Here is a 16,893-nt window from a genome sequence, read left to right as displayed (position 1 = left end):
TACATATAACCGAAAGAAAACTGCTGCTCAAAATGCAGTAAGAATAAGTATTGAATCAGGATAAAAACTATAACACAGCCGGCAGTCTTCTTTTACGATGTGGAACTGCCGGCCTTTTTATATTTTACCAACGAACGCCTTACAGTAAGAAAATAATACATCATTCCTCCTGCAAAATAAGCCAGCACATCAAGAAAATCTCCGGTAAAATGAGCAGATAGTTTCGGGCAGAGTACTTCAAACAAAAAAGAAAGATACAGCACTGAGGTCAATACAAACTTCAAATCAGGTTTCCATTGATAGCCAAGAATCCCATTCATGATATATTCTATCAGATAGCAATACATTGGAACTGAAATACAATCCGTAAAATAATCATTGATAATGGGAATAACAGTTCCGTTTCGCCTCAGCAGAATAATTACACCCCAGACTGTCAGCCCCAGCAGAAACCAATATGAAATTCTCTTTTTCATCACATATGCAATACGGCCATTATTATCCCGAGAATTACCTGTAATATTTTTGATATTACTTCCTGAGGCTCTGTTTTATTTTCTTTATCAATACTTTCTGCTGAATCATAATTGAATTTCTGTTTACCTTCCATCGTCATAAGATTTAATACAGCAAATATATTAAATTAGAACAATTGTTCTAATTTTAAAAATATGATTTATATCCATTCTGATATTCTTATCTTTGGGTTATGAAGACCAAGGATAAAATTCTGTCTAAAGCACTGGAATTATTTAATGACAAAGGGTATAACAATATTACCACAAGGCGTATTGCGGCTGAACTTAGTATCAGTGCAGGAAATCTGCACTATCATTTCAGACACTCTGAAGATATCATTAAAATCCTTTTCTCAGAACTTACTTTGAAAATGGATGAGCTGCTGAACCAGATGAAAAAAAGGGAAAATAAAACGCTGGAAGATCTTTATCAATTCACATATTCTACTTCCGAAATTTTTCATTCTTACCGCTTTATATTCATCAATTTTATAGATATTCTGAATCAGAATTCTGACATCAAATCTAAATATGAAGGGATTAATTTTAGCAGAAAAGAAGAATTCCAACAGATTTTTTCAGATCTTCAGAAAAACAATATATTTCAGAAAGATATTCCTCATTTTATAATTGACGGTCTTGTTGAACAGATTTTTATCATTGCTGACAACTGGCTTACTCACAACAGACTTATTTTGAAACTCAATCCGAAAGAAGCGATTCAACACTATACGCTGCTGCAGATGAATCTCTTTTATCCACATCTAAATAAAGAACAGCAAAAGCTTTATGAACAACAATACATCAGATAATCATATCACGACCAGAAAAGGAGTTAGTGCTGATCTTCCGGAAATGCTGCAGCTTTTTACAGTAACGATAGATGAGATATGTAAAAAAGACTATGATCTTCAACAGCTCGAAGCCTGGAAATCCGGTACAGAGAATGAGGAAAGATGGATGAACGTGATCAGAGATCAATATGTTTTGATTGCTGTCATCGAAAATAAAATAGTGGGTTTCTGTACGCTCGATCAGGGGAATTATATTGATCTGCTTTTTGTGCACAAAGATCATCAGCATAAAGGAATCGCATCTCTGCTTTATCATCAGATTGAAAAAGAAGCTCTTCAGCAGCAACAGAAAGAAATTACTGCTGATGTAAGCAAAACAGCCAGATTATTTTTTGAAAAAGCAGGTTTTCAGGTTATTCAGGAACAAACTGTCAATGTGAAAGGAACTTCTATGATCAATTATAAAATGGTCAAATACCTCATCTCCTAATTTCAGGCCTATGGAATTACATCCGGAATATAATGAATATAGAATTTCAGTTCCACAGGAATTTGAAAATGTATTTACTCATTTTTACTTCGCTGAAAATATCTCTGAAACATCCATAACCAAAACCCTTTTACCCACTTATCAGACGATTCTGTTATTTTGTTTTGGGGAAAGTGCTACCATGTCTACCCGTGAAAACACTATTATAAGTGTGGATAAATGTATGGTCTTCGGACCAGTGAGACAAGCTTTTGAATATACGCTTCCCGCAGGATGCTCTATTTTGGTTGCCAATTTCAAAGATGATGCATTCTTCAGGTTTTTTGGGAAGATATCCATAGAACAGTCGGTAAAACATCCGGATGAGCTGTTGGAAGAAAATTGTTTTACAGATCTTTGGCATCAGCTTACACAATTAGATTCAACCACAGAGCAGGTGAATCATATTCTTGAATTCTGCAGACCTTATCTTCAGCATCAGGATTCTACCAGCCAGCTTTTGAGCAGTTTTGAGAATGATCTTTTAAATCCTGTTAAAGTCATTGCAGAACAGACACAGCAAACGGAAAGAAACATTCAGAGAAAGCAGAAAGAACAGTTTGGATATTCTTTAAAGGAGCTTACCCGCTACAACCGTTTTTTAAAAGCTATCCAACTCATTGAAAAGGAAACCGAAAAGCAAAATCACGTCAAATGGTTTACCATCATTGATGAATGCGGTTACTATGACCAAAGCCAGCTCATTCATGATTTCAAGCACTTTATCAACATTTCACCAGCTCAGTATTTAAAATTCCAGCAGGAAATCTGTAACCCTAAATCCCAATAGACCGTTTCGTTTTCTTACAATTTTTGAAAAGTATGCTGTCCTACATTTGTCTCATTAATCTTAACAATCAAAACAATGAGACATTTAATCATTTACGCACACCCTAATGAAAACAGTTTAAACCATCATCTTTTAAACACTGTTGTTGAAACACTCCAATCCCATAACGAGGAAATTATTGTGAGAGATCTTTATAAAATCGGTTTTGATCCAGTATTTTCTTTGGAGGATATGCAGGGGCAATTCCAGGGGCAATTATCTGATGATGTAAAAACTGAACAGGAGCATATTTCGTGGGCAGAACAAATTACTTTTATTTATCCTATTTGGTGGACCGGGCTTCCTGCAATAATGAAAGGATATATAGACCGTGTATTCAGTTATGGGTTTGCCTATCGTTATGATCAGGGCATACAGAAAGGTCTTCTGAAAGGTAAAAAAACCGTTATCATCAATACCCATGGAAAATCTCATGAAGAATATGAAAAAATGGGAATGGATAAAGCTTTGACACTAACATCTGATAATGGTATTTTCATTTATTCCGGCTTGGAAATCATCAGACATTTATTTTTTGACAAAGCAGATAAAGCATCTCCCGAAAATCTGGAAATCTGGAAAGATCAGATTAGAAATCTATACTCTGATTATGTATTAAATTAGGTGGCTATATACATATACAATTTTATACTGTTGTCATTCTGACGAAGGAAGAATCTCATGTAAAGCTTAGATTCTTCATTTCACTTCATTACATTCAGAATGACAGAGTCATAATAATTACATATCATGATTAGTGTAAAATTGTATATAATTACCTTAAATTATTAATTTTTTTCTATGAAAACACCTATTGAAAAACAAAGCTTCCACCCGGTTTTATTGACTTCTTATCAAGTGACCAAGAAAATAATAAAATACGGTTTATATATCTTTCTGCTGTATTTTGCTTTTAGGGGATTTATGGCATGAAATTAGCTTCAAAAACCGCAAGTAAAATTGTTTTGAACCATTATTTTAAGCCATTAAGATTGATGGATGGTTAAGTTTTTTCTTAAAAACAAATCTTGTTATAACCCTGCAATGTATCTTAATGGTTTAGATATTGGCTCCTCAGGAAATTCCTGTATATTGATCGCAATGAAACATCTTAACAGCATATTACGTCTTCCATTCTTCACAGAATATTACACTCCGAGCTATCGTTCGGGAAGACTTTCTATATCTGTAATCCAATAAAATAATCTAACGTATATATAGAGCCCGGACAGTACTTGTCCGGGCTTTTTTCATTTTAAAACTATTCAACATGATTGATTCATTACAAGAAAATGCAGCTATTATTCTGCCTCAAAACGGCTTGGAAGAAAAACTAGCTCAAGCCAACAAAGAAAACAGAAAACTCACTATCAAACTGGGATTTGATCCTACCGCTCCGGATCTGCATCTGGGACATGCTGTGGTCTTAAAAAAGCTGAAACAGTTTCAGGAATTGGGACATCAGATTGTTATCGTCGTAGGAAGTTTTACGGCGAGAATTGGTGATCCCACCGGAAAAAATAAAGCAAGAAAACCTTTGAGTGCTGAAGATGTGCAGCATAACGCACAGACTTATATCAATCAGCTTTCCAAGGTAATTGATGTACAGAAGACGAAGATTGTTTTCAACTCTGACTGGCTGGACGCTCTGAATTTTTCGGAGGTGATTCAGCTGCTTTCAAAAGTGACCGTTGCTCAATTGATGCACCGTAATGATTTTAATAAAAGGTTTACAGAAAATACGCCTATTGCCATGCATGAACTGGTATATACTATTCTTCAGGGTTTTGATTCTGTAAAAATAGAATGTGATATTGAAATGGGTGGTACGGATCAACTTTTCAACTGTACAATGGGAAGACAGCTTCAGGAAGTGCACCAAATGCCAGCTCAGATTGTGATGTGTATGCCATTGCTGAGAGGTCTTGACGGAAAGGAAAAGATGAGTAAATCTCTGAACAACATTATCGGACTGACAGATGAGCCCAATGAAATGTTTGGAAAAACCATGTCGATTTCCGATGATTTAATTGAAGAATTTATCAACCTGACCACAGATTTTTCTATGGAAGAAAAAATAGGACTTCTTTTCAGAATAAAAGAGGGTGAAAATCCTATGAATATTAAAAAACTGATTGCAAAAAATATCATCAGCCAGTACCATGATTCTGCTTCGGCTGAAAATGCAGAACAGTTTTTTATCAATCAGTTTCAGAATAAAAACTTTGAAGAGAAAGTGTATGAACCGGTTCTTATTGATTCATTGAAAAGCATCGAAAATAAAATTTCTCTAGTTGAACTTTGTCATCAGCTTAAAAATGATCTTAGCAAATCAGCCATCCGGAGATTAATTGAGAATGGAGGAATTCAGATCAATACGATTAAAATAACGGACTCTGATCAAGAAATGGAACTGATCCCTCAAACTAAAATAAAAATCGGAAAAAGAGGCTTCTTTGAATTGACATAAGGATGGAGGATGGCTGCTGGGAGAAGGAGGTTTTTGTCACACGATGAATTTATGAAGGTTTTTGATTGAAATACTTTTGAAACTATTTATTAATTAAAAAAATACAGAAGTTCTTTACAACACAAAAATAACTTCCTGCTTCGCTCCTCCATCCTCAAGCTTCCTTCTTCCCGCTTCGCTTCCCTCCTTCAACTTATTTCAATATCTTCGTCCTGCTAAAAACTATTTCCAATGAGCTACATTATGGTTGACATAGAGTCGGATGGCCCGATTCCCGGAGATTTTTCAATGGTCTGTTTCGGGGCAGTACTTGTAAATGAGGAACTGGATACTACTTTTTATGGGAAACTGAAACCTGTTTCTGAGAAATTTAATCCTGGTGCTTTAGCAGTTTCTGGCTTCAGCAGGGAAGAAACAATGAGCTTTGATGATCCTGAGACTGTAATGCTGGCTTTTGAAGACTGGATTAAAACCCATTCCAAAGGCAGGCCTATTTTCATCAGTGATAATAATGGTTTCGACTGGATGTTTATCTGCTGGTATTTTCATCATTTTATCGGAAGAAATCCTTTTGGTTTTTCTTCCAGAAGACTTTCTGATCTTTACTGCGGGCTGGAAAAAGATACTTTTGCCCAATGGAAACATCTCCGCAAGACAGAACACACCCACAATCCTGTAGATGATGCCAGAGGAAATGCAGAGGTTTTGCTGCACATGAAAGAAGAAATGGGACTAAAAATTGCATTGAAGTAAGAACTCTAATTTTTTTGAAAATGAATCTTGACCTGCGTTATAAACAAGCTGATGAAACTGATATTGATTTTCTTCTCAATCTCAGAATGAAAACCATGAATCCTCATTATGAAACTTCAGGGCTTTCTACGGACAGAGAAACGACAATGCAAAGAGTTCTGTATCAGTTTGAAAAAGCCAGTATTATTCTTTTAGATTATCAACCCATCGGACTGTTAAAAGTAGATAGAACGTTTACCAACATTGAGGTGCTGCAGCTTCAGATTGATCCCAGCCAGCAAGGCAAAGGTCTTGGAAAAAAGATTTTAGAGGATATTCTGGAGGAAGCTTCATTAGCTGGAAAAACGGTATCATTAAGTGTCTTAAAAACCAATAAAGCTCAGCATCTTTATAAAAGTCTTGGTTTCAGAACCGTGGATGAAGATCAGTATTCTTATTTTATGGAAACGGAAAGAGAGTAATGGAAAATTAAGTTTTGGCTAAATCCATTGGAATCTAAATCTATTTTTTAAACGGGCTAAAGCCCATTTCTATTGAATATGGACAATGCTAAAATCAATTTTAGCATTTATTATTCTTGATCAAACACCAATCTCACAAATAAACGAGCACAAATAGCCACGGTAATCTGTGAGATCTGAAAAAGTTGAGATTGCTTCACTGCATTCGCAATGACTGCTTATTTATTTGCCAAGGTTACATAGATCAGTCTTCCGCCTTCTTCTGAAGACAAAAGTATCTTTTTACCATCGGTGAGTTCTACCATAGAACCTGGCGGGATTTCTTTTTGCTCTGTAACATCTTTCATTCCGGATAACCCTTGATTTACCAATACCCATTTTCCCTGATGGAATGTAAAATATCCTACGGGCATTTTATCCTGCATGGTCAGGTTTTCATTTCTTATGACCTTTCTGGAAACATGCCATTTGAATAGATACTGGTTATGATAGACCATCAGCCTGTGATTTTCTGGCTTCCATACTTCATCATCAAATTTAAAATATAAGTCTAAAACCGGTAATGTTCCCTGGTGGGATGTTCCGCAGAACGGACATTTTGGATTGCTGGTATTATCAAAGACATACCATTTTTCGGTACAATTGGAATTCTGACAAGGCTGAATCAGATCTACTGTTTTCAGTAAAGCAGTTTCCCATTCATTGGCCGTGGGACGTCTGATGGGATCATGTAATCCTTCTATAAATGTTTTCCGGAACAATTCTGAAATATAAGGACCTGTAACGGTATACGGAATTTTCTGAGGATCTCCCCAGAATGCATCCCATTTTCTTAAATGATCTGCTTTTACCTGATTGGAATTATTCTCCGGATGTTCTACAAACATCGCTTTTTCTCCCATGGATAAAATTTCATCCTGCTCGGAATCCAGATCCCAGATTTTCCCTCCACGAAGCGGATGTCTTCTCAGCAGATACATATAAATCAAAACAGCAAGAGCATGCAGATCTGTTTTTTGATTGGGTAAATGTCTGTTCGGATCCTGCAGATTCAGATGTTTTGTTTTCAACACTTCAGGAGCAATAAAATCGGCAGTTCCTATCACTTCCGGCGGAAAGAGTTTGGGAACAACAAGGCCGTCAATATCGATAATACAGGCAGATTTTGTCACTGGATCTACCAGAATATTATTATATGATAAATCGGAATGTGCCAGCCCCATCTGATGCAGTTTTTTCACCCCTCTGCTGATATTGACTGCAATCTGAAAATAGCTCAGCCAATCCCCCAGTTCTGACTGATCCAGTCTTAAAGGATATTGTTGATTTCTGAACATGGGAGCAGTAAACCACTTCCCCACTTTATCCTGTCCCTGGATATTATCTGAACCAATATATCCTTTGGCAAAATAAAATTTATGGTGATAAACAGGAACCACAATTCCTGTGAGCTTATTTCTTTCTACGATATCGTAAGGCCATCTGAAAATTTCGTTCAGAAAGTAGTCTGAAGTATTTCCATTCTGTATACTCTGCAGATAAGTGGAAACAATTCTCATGATTCTCTCTTTTTGCCCTTCATCCAGCGGATTCCGGTAGAAAGCCACTACATAGTCTTTATCAGGCGAAAAGTAAACATCTTTCACTCCGCCCCGGATAGGGTTTTCATCTACATATTCATAGGTTTTGGCTGTGTCCAGAACAGAGACAACCTTAATGGTTTTTTTCATGGTATTAATAGATTATGGCCAATGTACGGTCATCATGATTTCCTCTGCTCCAGAAATCGCACCAGATTAAAAGTTCTTCATCAATTTTTTTATCGTTGATAAAATCCACTTTCGTACGGTCATCGTTATTTCCGGCAAGGTCTTCAAAAAGCAGTTTCCAGCTTTCTATGTCTTCCAGTTTATTTTCTGTAGTAAATTTAGGATCATAAATACCATCCGTCATCAATACCAGATAAGAAAAATCTTCCACACACGTAATTCTAAAACGGGAAGCTATTTTATCATTAAAAATTTCTTTCATGGTGATAAAACGGGTACCTCCGCCAAATTCTCCTACATCCATCTGGTTTAACAGTCTGACTTCAGAAAAATCTGAATTAATCAGATTGATCGGGCAGTCTCCTACTCCGAAGCTCAGAATAACATATCCGAAACTGAACTTTTTAAGCAACGTAAAAATAAGTGTAGCGTGCAGATCATTTACTGAAAGGGTATTTTCTGCCGCGGTTTTTTCTAACGTGTGATAAACATTTAAGACACTTTCCGATAAAATATGGATGATATTCTGTTGAGCTTCCGATTGTTCTTCACCGGAAGATTGGACGGTATACAGAACATTGATATTGTTTTCAATCTGGTTTAAAATCTCATGCGAACTGAAAAACTGATTGATCGTTGTTGTTGTCACTCTCGAACCTTCTCTTGCAGCATTAGCTGAGCCTGCTCCGTCTGAGACAGAAACAATATTCCAGCCATTGGAAAGAATATTTACAGCAAAATCATCTTCACGAAACTTCCCTTCATGAGCGTGGGAGCGGCCTCTTTTGGAAGCCACAACAATTTTTTTATCTGAAAAAGAACCTTTGAATGCATCTTCATCCGATTTATAAAAAGCAGCATTTTTATCGCTTGGAATATTTTTCCACAAATCTTTCGGATCTGCGTTGACAAACAACTGTATTTTTTTGGTCTCCATCTGATTTTGATCATGAACGTGATAAAACTGAACATCCAGATGATACATATTATTCGTCACGGGAGTTCCTGAAATTGTATTATTTTCAAAAGTGAGTCCTGTTTCTTCCAAGTTTCCAATATTCTGAATCTTGATGTTTGGAAAGTCTTCCATATCGAAACTGAACTCATAAAACTGTTTGGCATTGGCATTTTTCAACATCCAATGAACGTCTTTGAATTCCTCTTTTTCTTTATAGATAAGAGTCTGCTCCATAGTTTTCGGTTTGGATTCAGCAGCTGATTTCCTGAAAAATTTACCCATCATTAGCCCAGAGTTCTGTTAATATCAAATCCTCCACCGGAAAATCCATAATAATCGGAAGTTCCACACCATGGACATTTGCTGTATCCTTCTCCTCTCAGACAGTGAATTCCTCCACATGAGCAGGTAGCGAGAGCGATAGGATTTGCACAGTGAGGACATGATGTTCCTCCGTCCAACTCTTCAATATTGATTTTAAGTTGAGTTTTCTGATTTGAGGAAAGTCTGTAGTAGGATTTTTCATCAATTTTATAAGCTCCATCCAATCTGTAATATCTTGTAGCCATTCCCGGTATGCTCGATTCTGCAAATGCTTTTTTAAATTTCATCAGATAAAGCCTTTCCGTTTCCTGACATTTACCGTTCAGTACTACAAAATTATTATCCGGGAATCTCTGTTCCATTTCAGGATCTACTTTTTCAAGAATCATGGAATCGATTTTAGACAAATTAATTCCTTCCATTTTGGCTTCTGTAACGCTCTGGCTGGTCGTTTTAATAGAATCCGTTACCCATTTGAAAAACTCTTTGTAAGAATTCTCATCGGAATTATTGAATAGCAAAACATTGTCTGCCAGAGAACCAAGCAGTTTATAATTGGTATTTTCCCCAATAGATACGGCAATCGTATTGGATTTCCCGTTGTATTTATGAGTCCATCTTTCAATGGCTTTGGTAGCATCATCAGTGGGAACACCGTCTGTAAAAAGGAAGACAATAGGTTTCCAGTCACCTTTTCTTTCGTAGGTTGTTTTTACGATATCCCTGTCGATACAATCCATTACTTTGATTAATCCCTGAGAAAGTGATGTTCCGCTTCCAATCGGAATTTTTGGCGGATAAAAGCTGATAATATCCTGCATCGGGGTAATCACTTCCGCTTCTCCTGCAAAACCTATCACAGAAATATAAACGGTTTCCAGTGAATAGGGATCTTTTTTTAATTCCCTGATGATATTGGCGATACCTTCCTGTACCTGCTCAATAGGCTCTCCTACCATAGATTCGGAGATGTCTACTAAAAAATAAATAGGCAGTCTTCTCATGATGTAAAGACAATTTTTTAAATAATAATAGTAAGCTCCGATGGTGGCGGAGGTAATGTGATATTTTCTCCCGTATTCTGTGATTGTCCTCCCTGTGTAATGGAAGAGCTCACCCATTTGAAAAAGGAAGAAAGAGTAATAGCGTCTGTAGTATCAAGCTTTACGACATGATCCGTCAGTTCTTTCAGAAACTGTTCATCAGCTTTCGGACCTGCAGCACACCCTACGATAGCACCAAATTCCAGTCCTCTGATCACAGGGATCATCTGTCTGTATTTCTGAATATCCGAAGGCTTTCCATCCGTAAAAATAAACAGTAATGGCTGCCAGTCTCCTTTTGCATCGGCCGATTCTTTTACAATTTCTTTCTGAACCAGTTCGGAAACCATTTCCAAAGCCGCTCCTGTATGGGTTGGTCCACTATCCGGACAAGTAATCTCCATAGGATAAAAACTCGCCAGATCAGTTAAGGGTATAATATTCTTAACCTCTCTATCGAAAGTAATGACGCTTAAATGCAAGCTGTCCATCGCCTGCGGATCTGCACGCAGCATACTGATAAGACCGTTGAAACCATTGTTCAAAGCCTGAATAGGTTCTCCGTTCATAGACCCCGAAGTATCAAGTAAAAAATAAGCTAATAATCTCCTGCTCATTATAGACAAGTATTAATTCTGAAGCCGGCGGAGGGAGTCGGAGACTTCCAAGCCGGCTTTTATGTGAGTTGAAAAAATTTAAAAATCTAGTTGGAATAAGCGTACTGCTGTCTCAGAATATCGATAAAGTTATCTGTATTGTGCGGCTCTCCCACAGCACGGAATTTCCAGTCTCCGTTATGACGGTATGCTTCTGCAAAAACCATTGCACATTTACCATTCATACTTGAATCGCCAGAGAGGCTGTATTTTGTAATTTCTTTTCCTGAAGCATCTACCGCACGGATAAATGCATTTTCGATCATTCCGAAGTGCTGGTTATTGGTTCTTCCCTGATAAATGGTAACAATGAACACAATTTTCTGATAGCTCTGATCCAGCTGATCCAGTTTCACAATAATCTGCTCATCATCACCATCACCTGCTCCGGTTCTGTTGTCTCCCGTAAGCCATACATTCCCGCTTGGGTGCTGCATAGAATTGAAGAACACCACATCTCCCTGATAAAGCCCCATCTGTCTTCCGTCATTGGTCTGTACCGTTCTTCCAAGATTGGCTACTTTCCCGTTGCCGTCTAAAAGAAATGCTACTGCATCAAGGTCATATTCGGCTTCTTTACTAAAGAGTTTTCCAAAGAATCCACTGCCTTGTTTTCTTACGTCCCATCCTAATCCGATGGTTACTTTTGAAAGATCATAAACGCTTTCCCCGCGGTCATTCTTTCTTAAATCTATCGTTTGTCCTTTCTGTAAATTGATTGCCATAGTTATCGTTTTTGTGTATTTGATGATTTTATTTGATGATTTGTCCCTTGTAATATTTTTCGAGGAAGAAACCAAGATCTGCTCTGTATCCTATTCCCGAAGCTTCAAACTTCCAGCTTCCATTTCTTTTATACAGCCTTCCAAACTCCACTCCTGTTTCAATAGAAAAATCTTCATCCAGTTCATATTTTGCAATTTCCTGATTGGAATGATTATCTACCACTCTGATATAAGAGTTTCTCACCTGTCCGAAATTCTGTCTTCTTCTTTCAAAATCTTCGATGGTTACCACGAAAAGAATCTCTTCCACTCTTGAATCTACTTTATCAAGATCAATAATAATGGCTTCATCATCGTCGCCATCACTGTTTTTACCACTGGGATCATCCCCTGTATGGGTAAGAGCTCCGTCCGGAGAATTCAGGTTATTGTAAAAAACAAAATATTCTTCACTTACTAATTTTCTGTCAGAATCAATCATGATTGCAGAAGCATCCAGGTCAAAATCGTAGCCGGTTCCTTCATTCGGATCCCAGCCTAATCCAATCGTCATTTTAGTCAAGCCTATCTCGATTTTTTGCCCTTTCTGTAGATTAATTGCCATAGTGTTTTATATTATGATTATTTTTTGCATTAAGATAGAAGTGATTTACGAATTGACCAAATTTATTGATGAAAAAATGTTCGATACCGCTTAATTTAAAACTATTTAAGTCACAAAATGGCCACAAAAAAAGGTTCAATGAAAAAATTGAACCTTGTATATTTAAAAATGTATTGAATTAATTTTCGAATTCTTTATCGGCTACTGCTTTATTTCTTGCCTTTGCCAGCATAGGAATGGAAATCAGTCCCATTACCAGCATAATCACAATCTGCAGCGGTAAAGAAATAAAGGAATAGGTAAGTCCCATTTCACCTCCGAAGTCTGCACTTTTTCCTACAGAGATAAAGAGTGCCATGAAACCATACTTCATCGCAAGATTATATGCTCCAATTCCTCCACTGGCAGGAATAATCATTCCCAATGTTCCTACTACAATAATGAAGAAACCGTCTGCAAAGGTAAATGCTGAGGTTTCAGGAAGGGCAAAGCACACCAGGTAAGCAGCTAAATAATAGCAAATCCAGATTCCTAATGTATAAAGGATGAATTTTCCTTTTTCTTTTAATTTAAAGATGGAAGTTATCCCTTGAAAAATACCATCAATAAAGCTGACCACTTTTCCTAAAAATGGAACTTCAGAAAGTTTCTTTCTAAATACAAAAAATAAGACTGTTCCTACAATCAGAATTGAAAGGACTAATATTATTTTAGCAGGATTGATATTGACTCCAGAATTTTTATAAAATGACAGAATTGCATCATATTTAAACAATAAAGTCAATCCTAAAAACCCCATCATACAAATAAGATCTACTACTCTTTCTAAAATGATCGTTCCGAAAGATTTATCTACAGGTACTTTTTCTACTCCATATAAAGCCGTCGCTCTTGCCACTTCTCCACTTCTGGGGATGGTAAGGTTCATCAGATATCCAAATGATATAGACCAAAGCGCATTGGAATTTGAAATTCTGTGTCCCATTGGCTCCAGCATCAGATTCCAGCGGATCGCTCTAAACCAATAGGCAAGAAGACCAAATACGGATGCAAACAAGACCCAAAGATAATTTGCTTTTGCCAGAGACTTCTGAATCACTTTAAAATCCAGGCCTCTTAAGGCAAGCCATAAAAAAAAGCCTGCAAAAGCAAGCGATATTACGATTGTAAGTATTGATTTTACCGGGCTTTTTGATGTTTTCTCCATGGACTACGTAAGAAGGTTTGTTTTTTCATCCGGGAAAACGATCTTCGGCTGGAAGTCTTTTGCTTCCTCCGGGGTCATCTGTGCATAAGCAATAATGATGATGATATCATCTCTCTGTACTTTTCTTGCTGCAGGCCCGTTCAGACATACTTCTCCGGATTTTCTCTTCCCTTTGATCACGTAGGTATCAAAACGCTCTCCGTTGTTTACATTCACAATATAGACCCTTTCTCCTACTACCAGACCGGCAGCTTCTATAAGATCTTCATCTATTGTTATACTCCCTATATAATTAAGGTCAGAGGCTGTTACTCTCACCCTATGAATCTTAGACTTGAAAACTTCTATTAACATGATGCAAATTTATTAATAAAAATTAATAAAACAGGTCTTTAGTATCATTTTAAAACTCCCACAAACACAGGGGTTTAATTTTATAAAACACAAGGATTCTGAAAATTACTTATAGATTTAATAATCATATGGTCAAAAAAATTAATTGTTTATACAGAATTTAGGATTTAATAAATACGAAAAATAATATTAACTTTTTGCTAAAGTCAATACACATAAGCATTTGGCATGATTTTAGTAACCTGTAACGTAGATTTTCTGTGAAAAGTGGAATTATCATATTTTAACTGATTTAGCTCAAAAGCAAAAAAATTTTACAAGTTTTAATAAAAAAATTGCACAATTAGAAAATAGTATTATATTTGCTATAATTACGAACTAACTTTAATATTAAAAATTATGAACAAGTCTGAATTAATCGACGCAATCGCAAAAGATGCAGGTATCACTAAAGTTGCAGCAAAGGCTGCTTTAGAATCTTTCATTGGTAACGTAACTACTACATTAAAGAAAAAAGATGGAAAAGTTTCTTTAGTAGGTTTCGGTACTTTCTCAGTAGCTGAGAGAGCGGCTAGACAAGGTATTAACCCTGCAACTAAAAAACCGATCAAAATTGCTGCTAAAAAAGTTGCTAAATTTAAGGCTGGAGCTGATTTATCAAATGCAGTTTCAGGTGCTAAGAAAAAATAATCATTCAGATTACAAAAATTCAAGAGCTGTTTCTTAGAAACAGCTCTTTTTTATTTCCAATAGTGATAAAAAATTAAACCATTAAGAAGTTTTTAAGCTGTTAAGAATTATTAAGTTGGGGCTAACGCCTTTTTCTATCATTGCACACAATAAAATAAGCGGGTTAAAACCCGCTTCTATTGATATTATACAATTTATATTTTCAGAATGCCGGTATTATATTTTAAAAAAACAAATCACTAACATCTAATTTCTAGCTTCTAATTTCTCATTATGGTGCCAATCTTGAAATCTTCCAATCCAGATCTTCAAGCTCATAAATAATCCTGTCGTGAAGACGGTTTGGTCTTCCCTGCCAGAATTCAATTTCATAGGGTCTTGCAAGGTATCCACCCCAATTGGCTGGTCTTGGAACTTCAGTATTTTCATATTCCTTCTCCAGTTCTTTTAGCTTCTCTTCCAAAAACTCTTTGTTCGGGATCACCTGACTCTGCGGAGAAACTACAGCTCCCAGCTGGCTTCCTTTTGGTCTAGAATGAAAATAACCATCACTTAGGTTTTCGGCTACTTTTTCAAGATCTGCTTTGATGATAATCTGTCTTTCAAGATTAGGCCAGAAGAAATGCAGACATGCTTTATGATTATTTTCTATTGCTTTTCCTTTCTTGCTGCTGTAATTGGTATAAAAAATAAACCCTTCGTGGGTATACGCTTTCAAAAGTACCATTCTTGTTCTCGGACACCCATCTTCCTCTACTGTAGAAACAGCCATAGCATTGGCTTCTGAGATCATCGGGCTTTCACTTGCCTCCAAAAACCAGTCTCTAAACTGCTCAATTGGATTTTGTTTTATCTCACTTTCAATAAGTTGGGATTTATCATACACTTTTCTTTTGTCGTGCAGGTTTTCCATAAATATTTTTTATTAAATTTGAGTATGAATCACTCATACAAAGGTAAAATATTAATCTCGACACCTGACATTTCCGGCGATATTTTTTCACGATCGGTGGTATTGGTTATTGAACATAATGAAAGTGGTGCATTTGGTTTGATATTGAATAAAAAGAACAGCCAGATGAGTAGTAAGTTCAAAGATTTTTTTGACTTTAAAATTGAGGTATATGATGGAGGCCCTGTAGAGAATGATAAGGTGTTTTTCATCGTAAAAGGCAAAAGAGTTACAGAAGTATACACAGACATTTCCGATGAATACTACCTTACTGAAGATATTGAACGTATCATTAATGCGGTTTTGAGCAGCGAACTGGATATTGAGCACATTAAAGTATTTTCAGGATATTCCGGATGGTCTCCCGGCCAGCTGGATGCTGAAGTTCAAAGGAAGATGTGGACCGTAGTGGATGTTTACAACTTAGATTATACACTTCCTAATGATCAGACGCTTTGGAAGTCTATTATGCAGAATCTTGGAGGAGAATTTCTTCTTTGGGCCAATTCACCTGAAGATATTTCACTGAATTAATAATCAATTTCATATCAATTAAACAATTAACAAAGTTTAAGATTCCTTTAACCAATTTTAAAGAAACTTTTTCCGTTCTTTGGAAAACTAAAATCACTGATATGAAAGGTATTACATTACTTGCTTTATCAATATTTTCTACTGCATTTTTATCATTTACTCCTATTAACAAAAAATATATTGTCATAGATGCCAGTCATGGCGGAAATGATTCCGGGGCTACTTATGGTGAATTTTCAGAAAAAAATATCACATTAAATGTTGCTAAAGAAATTCAGAAGATTAATGAATCTCAAAACAAATATGAAATCATTCTGACAAGAGATTCTGACAAATTCCCTACTCTTTTTGAAAGAACAGATCAAATCAATAAACTGAATCCGGAAATAGTCATTTCACTTCACGTTAACAAAGATCTCAAAAAAGAAACTCCTGAGCATGGATTTGAAATTTTTGTTCAGAATTCTGAGAGCTCAAAACAGTTGGCTGAAAAGATTTCTAAAAAATTCAATGCCCGCAAAATAGAAGGGCGCAATCTTCACATTTTAAGAGAAACGAAAGCTCCTGCTGTTCTGGTAGAACTAGGATTTATCAATAATACACAGGACCGAGAATATCTTACCAGTGCGGAGGGGCAAAAAGAAATTGCACAGAAATTTGTTGAAATCATCAACGAATACTAAATAAAATACAAATTCTGATTCAATCAGAATAAAACCCGGT

20 protein-coding genes are annotated in these 16,893 nt (G+C 36.3%); 10 read left to right on the top strand and 10 right to left on the bottom strand.

The window, feature by feature from the left end; genetic code table 11:
- Positions 1 to 92: 92 nt before the first annotated feature.
- Complete coding sequence (locus LKL37_RS12705) at positions 93 to 476, bottom strand: hypothetical protein (protein WP_431610933.1); 384 nt, start codon at positions 474 to 476, stop codon at positions 93 to 95.
- A gap of 233 nt (positions 477 to 709) precedes the next feature.
- Between LKL37_RS12705 and LKL37_RS12700 the strand changes: the two genes are divergently transcribed.
- From LKL37_RS12700 to LKL37_RS12670, 7 genes are all read left to right on the top strand, one after another.
- Positions 710 to 1,330 (top strand): TetR/AcrR family transcriptional regulator, encoded by a 621-nt coding sequence (locus tag LKL37_RS12700; RefSeq protein WP_431610932.1) that lies wholly within the window; start codon positions 710 to 712, stop codon positions 1,328 to 1,330.
- On the top strand, positions 1,308 to 1,802 hold the full coding sequence (locus tag LKL37_RS12695; RefSeq protein WP_431610931.1) for a GNAT family N-acetyltransferase: 495 nt from the start codon (positions 1,308 to 1,310) through the stop codon (positions 1,800 to 1,802). Before LKL37_RS12700 ends, LKL37_RS12695 begins: the two co-directional genes overlap by 23 nt.
- Before the next feature lie 10 nt (positions 1,803 to 1,812).
- Entirely contained in the window at positions 1,813 to 2,631 is an 819-nt protein-coding gene (locus LKL37_RS12690; RefSeq protein WP_431610930.1) for a helix-turn-helix domain-containing protein, read from the top strand.
- A gap of 75 nt (positions 2,632 to 2,706) precedes the next feature.
- On the top strand, positions 2,707 to 3,294 hold the full coding sequence (locus LKL37_RS12685; protein WP_431610929.1) for an NAD(P)H-dependent oxidoreductase: 588 nt from the start codon (positions 2,707 to 2,709) through the stop codon (positions 3,292 to 3,294).
- A 646-nt stretch (positions 3,295 to 3,940) separates the two neighbouring features.
- Positions 3,941 to 5,140, top strand: a complete 1,200-nt coding sequence (gene tyrS, locus LKL37_RS12680; RefSeq protein ID WP_431610928.1) for a tyrosine--tRNA ligase — start codon at positions 3,941 to 3,943, stop codon at positions 5,138 to 5,140.
- 231 nt (positions 5,141 to 5,371) lie between these two features.
- Positions 5,372 to 5,893, top strand: coding sequence for a 3'-5' exoribonuclease domain-containing protein (locus tag LKL37_RS12675; RefSeq protein WP_431610927.1), 522 nt, complete (start codon positions 5,372 to 5,374; stop codon positions 5,891 to 5,893).
- Positions 5,894 to 5,913: 20 nt separating this feature from the next.
- Complete coding sequence (locus tag LKL37_RS12670; RefSeq protein ID WP_431610926.1) at positions 5,914 to 6,354, top strand: GNAT family N-acetyltransferase; 441 nt, start codon at positions 5,914 to 5,916, stop codon at positions 6,352 to 6,354.
- Between the two features lie 218 nt (positions 6,355 to 6,572).
- On the opposite strand, the gene LKL37_RS12665 is transcribed toward LKL37_RS12670, so the two are convergent.
- The 8 genes from LKL37_RS12665 to panD form a co-directional block, all read right to left on the bottom strand.
- Positions 6,573 to 8,084 (bottom strand): helix-hairpin-helix domain-containing protein, encoded by a 1,512-nt coding sequence (locus tag LKL37_RS12665; RefSeq protein WP_431610925.1) that lies wholly within the window; start codon positions 8,082 to 8,084, stop codon positions 6,573 to 6,575.
- Positions 8,085 to 8,088: 4 nt separating this feature from the next.
- On the bottom strand, positions 8,089 to 9,366 hold the full coding sequence (locus LKL37_RS12660) for a PP2C family serine/threonine-protein phosphatase (protein ID WP_431610924.1): 1,278 nt from the start codon (positions 9,364 to 9,366) through the stop codon (positions 8,089 to 8,091).
- Positions 9,366 to 10,409, bottom strand: coding sequence for a TerY-C metal binding domain-containing protein (locus tag LKL37_RS12655; RefSeq protein ID WP_431610923.1), 1,044 nt, complete (start codon positions 10,407 to 10,409; stop codon positions 9,366 to 9,368). Before LKL37_RS12655 ends, LKL37_RS12660 begins: the two co-directional genes overlap by 1 nt.
- Positions 10,410 to 10,426: 17 nt before the next feature.
- Positions 10,427 to 11,065: a vWA domain-containing protein gene (locus LKL37_RS12650; RefSeq protein ID WP_431610922.1), complete on the bottom strand. Its 639-nt coding sequence runs from the start codon at positions 11,063 to 11,065 to the stop codon at positions 10,427 to 10,429.
- Between the two features lie 86 nt (positions 11,066 to 11,151).
- Positions 11,152 to 11,829 (bottom strand): TerD family protein, encoded by a 678-nt coding sequence (locus tag LKL37_RS12645; protein WP_105701141.1) that lies wholly within the window; start codon positions 11,827 to 11,829, stop codon positions 11,152 to 11,154.
- 28 nt (positions 11,830 to 11,857) lie between these two features.
- A complete protein-coding gene (locus LKL37_RS12640) occupies positions 11,858 to 12,433 on the bottom strand; it encodes a TerD family protein (RefSeq protein ID WP_034698933.1) in 576 nt (191 codons plus the stop codon).
- A 178-nt stretch (positions 12,434 to 12,611) separates the two neighbouring features.
- On the bottom strand, positions 12,612 to 13,640 hold the full coding sequence (locus LKL37_RS12635) for a lysylphosphatidylglycerol synthase transmembrane domain-containing protein (protein WP_431610921.1): 1,029 nt from the start codon (positions 13,638 to 13,640) through the stop codon (positions 12,612 to 12,614).
- A gap of 3 nt (positions 13,641 to 13,643) precedes the next feature.
- Positions 13,644 to 13,994, bottom strand: coding sequence for an aspartate 1-decarboxylase (panD, locus tag LKL37_RS12630; protein ID WP_029294648.1), 351 nt, complete (start codon positions 13,992 to 13,994; stop codon positions 13,644 to 13,646).
- Between the two features lie 399 nt (positions 13,995 to 14,393).
- Here panD and LKL37_RS12625 point away from each other — a divergent pair, with 399 nt between their 5' ends.
- The gene (locus LKL37_RS12625; RefSeq protein WP_002976900.1) at positions 14,394 to 14,684 is read left to right on the top strand and encodes an HU family DNA-binding protein; all 291 of its coding nucleotides are present in this window, start codon (positions 14,394 to 14,396) and stop codon (positions 14,682 to 14,684) included.
- Positions 14,685 to 14,955: 271 nt separating this feature from the next.
- Here the strand turns inward: LKL37_RS12625 and pdxH are convergent, their stop codons facing one another.
- Positions 14,956 to 15,597, bottom strand: coding sequence for a pyridoxamine 5'-phosphate oxidase (pdxH, locus tag LKL37_RS12620; RefSeq protein WP_431610920.1), 642 nt, complete (start codon positions 15,595 to 15,597; stop codon positions 14,956 to 14,958).
- Between the two features lie 24 nt (positions 15,598 to 15,621).
- Between pdxH and LKL37_RS12615 the strand changes: the two genes are divergently transcribed.
- Positions 15,622 to 16,170 (top strand): YqgE/AlgH family protein, encoded by a 549-nt coding sequence (locus LKL37_RS12615; RefSeq protein ID WP_431610919.1) that lies wholly within the window; start codon positions 15,622 to 15,624, stop codon positions 16,168 to 16,170.
- Between the two features lie 101 nt (positions 16,171 to 16,271).
- A complete protein-coding gene (locus LKL37_RS12610) occupies positions 16,272 to 16,853 on the top strand; it encodes an N-acetylmuramoyl-L-alanine amidase family protein (protein ID WP_431610918.1) in 582 nt (193 codons plus the stop codon).
- Positions 16,854 to 16,893 lie beyond the last annotated feature (40 nt).

Source organism: Chryseobacterium sp. 'Rf worker isolate 10' (assembly GCF_050753305.1).
In the GTDB taxonomy this organism is placed as follows: Bacteria; Bacteroidota; Bacteroidia; order Flavobacteriales; family Weeksellaceae; genus Chryseobacterium.
This window is presented reverse-complemented; position numbering and strand designations above follow the sequence as displayed.

What these genes read in the sequence shown, in the direction of transcription:
- LKL37_RS12705 (WP_431610933.1), bottom strand. Translation starts at nt 476, where the DNA reads ATGAAAAAGAGAATTTCATATTGGTTTCTGCTGGGGCTGACAGTCTGG.
- LKL37_RS12700 (WP_431610932.1), top strand. Translation starts at nt 710, where the DNA reads ATGAAGACCAAGGATAAAATTCTGTCTAAAGCACTGGAATTATTTAAT.
- LKL37_RS12695 (WP_431610931.1), top strand. Translation starts at nt 1,308, where the DNA reads ATGAACAACAATACATCAGATAATCATATCACGACCAGAAAAGGAGTT.
- LKL37_RS12690 (WP_431610930.1), top strand. Translation starts at nt 1,813, where the DNA reads ATGGAATTACATCCGGAATATAATGAATATAGAATTTCAGTTCCACAG.
- LKL37_RS12685 (WP_431610929.1), top strand. Translation starts at nt 2,707, where the DNA reads ATGAGACATTTAATCATTTACGCACACCCTAATGAAAACAGTTTAAAC.
- tyrS (WP_431610928.1), top strand. Translation starts at nt 3,941, where the DNA reads ATGATTGATTCATTACAAGAAAATGCAGCTATTATTCTGCCTCAAAAC.
- LKL37_RS12675 (WP_431610927.1), top strand. Translation starts at nt 5,372, where the DNA reads ATGAGCTACATTATGGTTGACATAGAGTCGGATGGCCCGATTCCCGGA.
- LKL37_RS12670 (WP_431610926.1), top strand. Translation starts at nt 5,914, where the DNA reads ATGAATCTTGACCTGCGTTATAAACAAGCTGATGAAACTGATATTGAT.
- LKL37_RS12665 (WP_431610925.1), bottom strand. Translation starts at nt 8,084, where the DNA reads ATGAAAAAAACCATTAAGGTTGTCTCTGTTCTGGACACAGCCAAAACC.
- LKL37_RS12660 (WP_431610924.1), bottom strand. Translation starts at nt 9,366, where the DNA reads ATGATGGGTAAATTTTTCAGGAAATCAGCTGCTGAATCCAAACCGAAA.
- LKL37_RS12655 (WP_431610923.1), bottom strand. Translation starts at nt 10,409, where the DNA reads ATGAGAAGACTGCCTATTTATTTTTTAGTAGACATCTCCGAATCTATG.
- LKL37_RS12650 (WP_431610922.1), bottom strand. Translation starts at nt 11,065, where the DNA reads ATGAGCAGGAGATTATTAGCTTATTTTTTACTTGATACTTCGGGGTCT.
- LKL37_RS12645 (WP_105701141.1), bottom strand. Translation starts at nt 11,829, where the DNA reads ATGGCAATCAATTTACAGAAAGGACAAACGATAGATTTAAGAAAGAAT.
- LKL37_RS12640 (WP_034698933.1), bottom strand. Translation starts at nt 12,433, where the DNA reads ATGGCAATTAATCTACAGAAAGGGCAAAAAATCGAGATAGGCTTGACT.
- LKL37_RS12635 (WP_431610921.1), bottom strand. Translation starts at nt 13,640, where the DNA reads ATGGAGAAAACATCAAAAAGCCCGGTAAAATCAATACTTACAATCGTA.
- panD (WP_029294648.1), bottom strand. Translation starts at nt 13,994, where the DNA reads ATGTTAATAGAAGTTTTCAAGTCTAAGATTCATAGGGTGAGAGTAACA.
- LKL37_RS12625 (WP_002976900.1), top strand. Translation starts at nt 14,394, where the DNA reads ATGAACAAGTCTGAATTAATCGACGCAATCGCAAAAGATGCAGGTATC.
- pdxH (WP_431610920.1), bottom strand. Translation starts at nt 15,597, where the DNA reads ATGGAAAACCTGCACGACAAAAGAAAAGTGTATGATAAATCCCAACTT.
- LKL37_RS12615 (WP_431610919.1), top strand. Translation starts at nt 15,622, where the DNA reads ATGAATCACTCATACAAAGGTAAAATATTAATCTCGACACCTGACATT.
- LKL37_RS12610 (WP_431610918.1), top strand. Translation starts at nt 16,272, where the DNA reads ATGAAAGGTATTACATTACTTGCTTTATCAATATTTTCTACTGCATTT.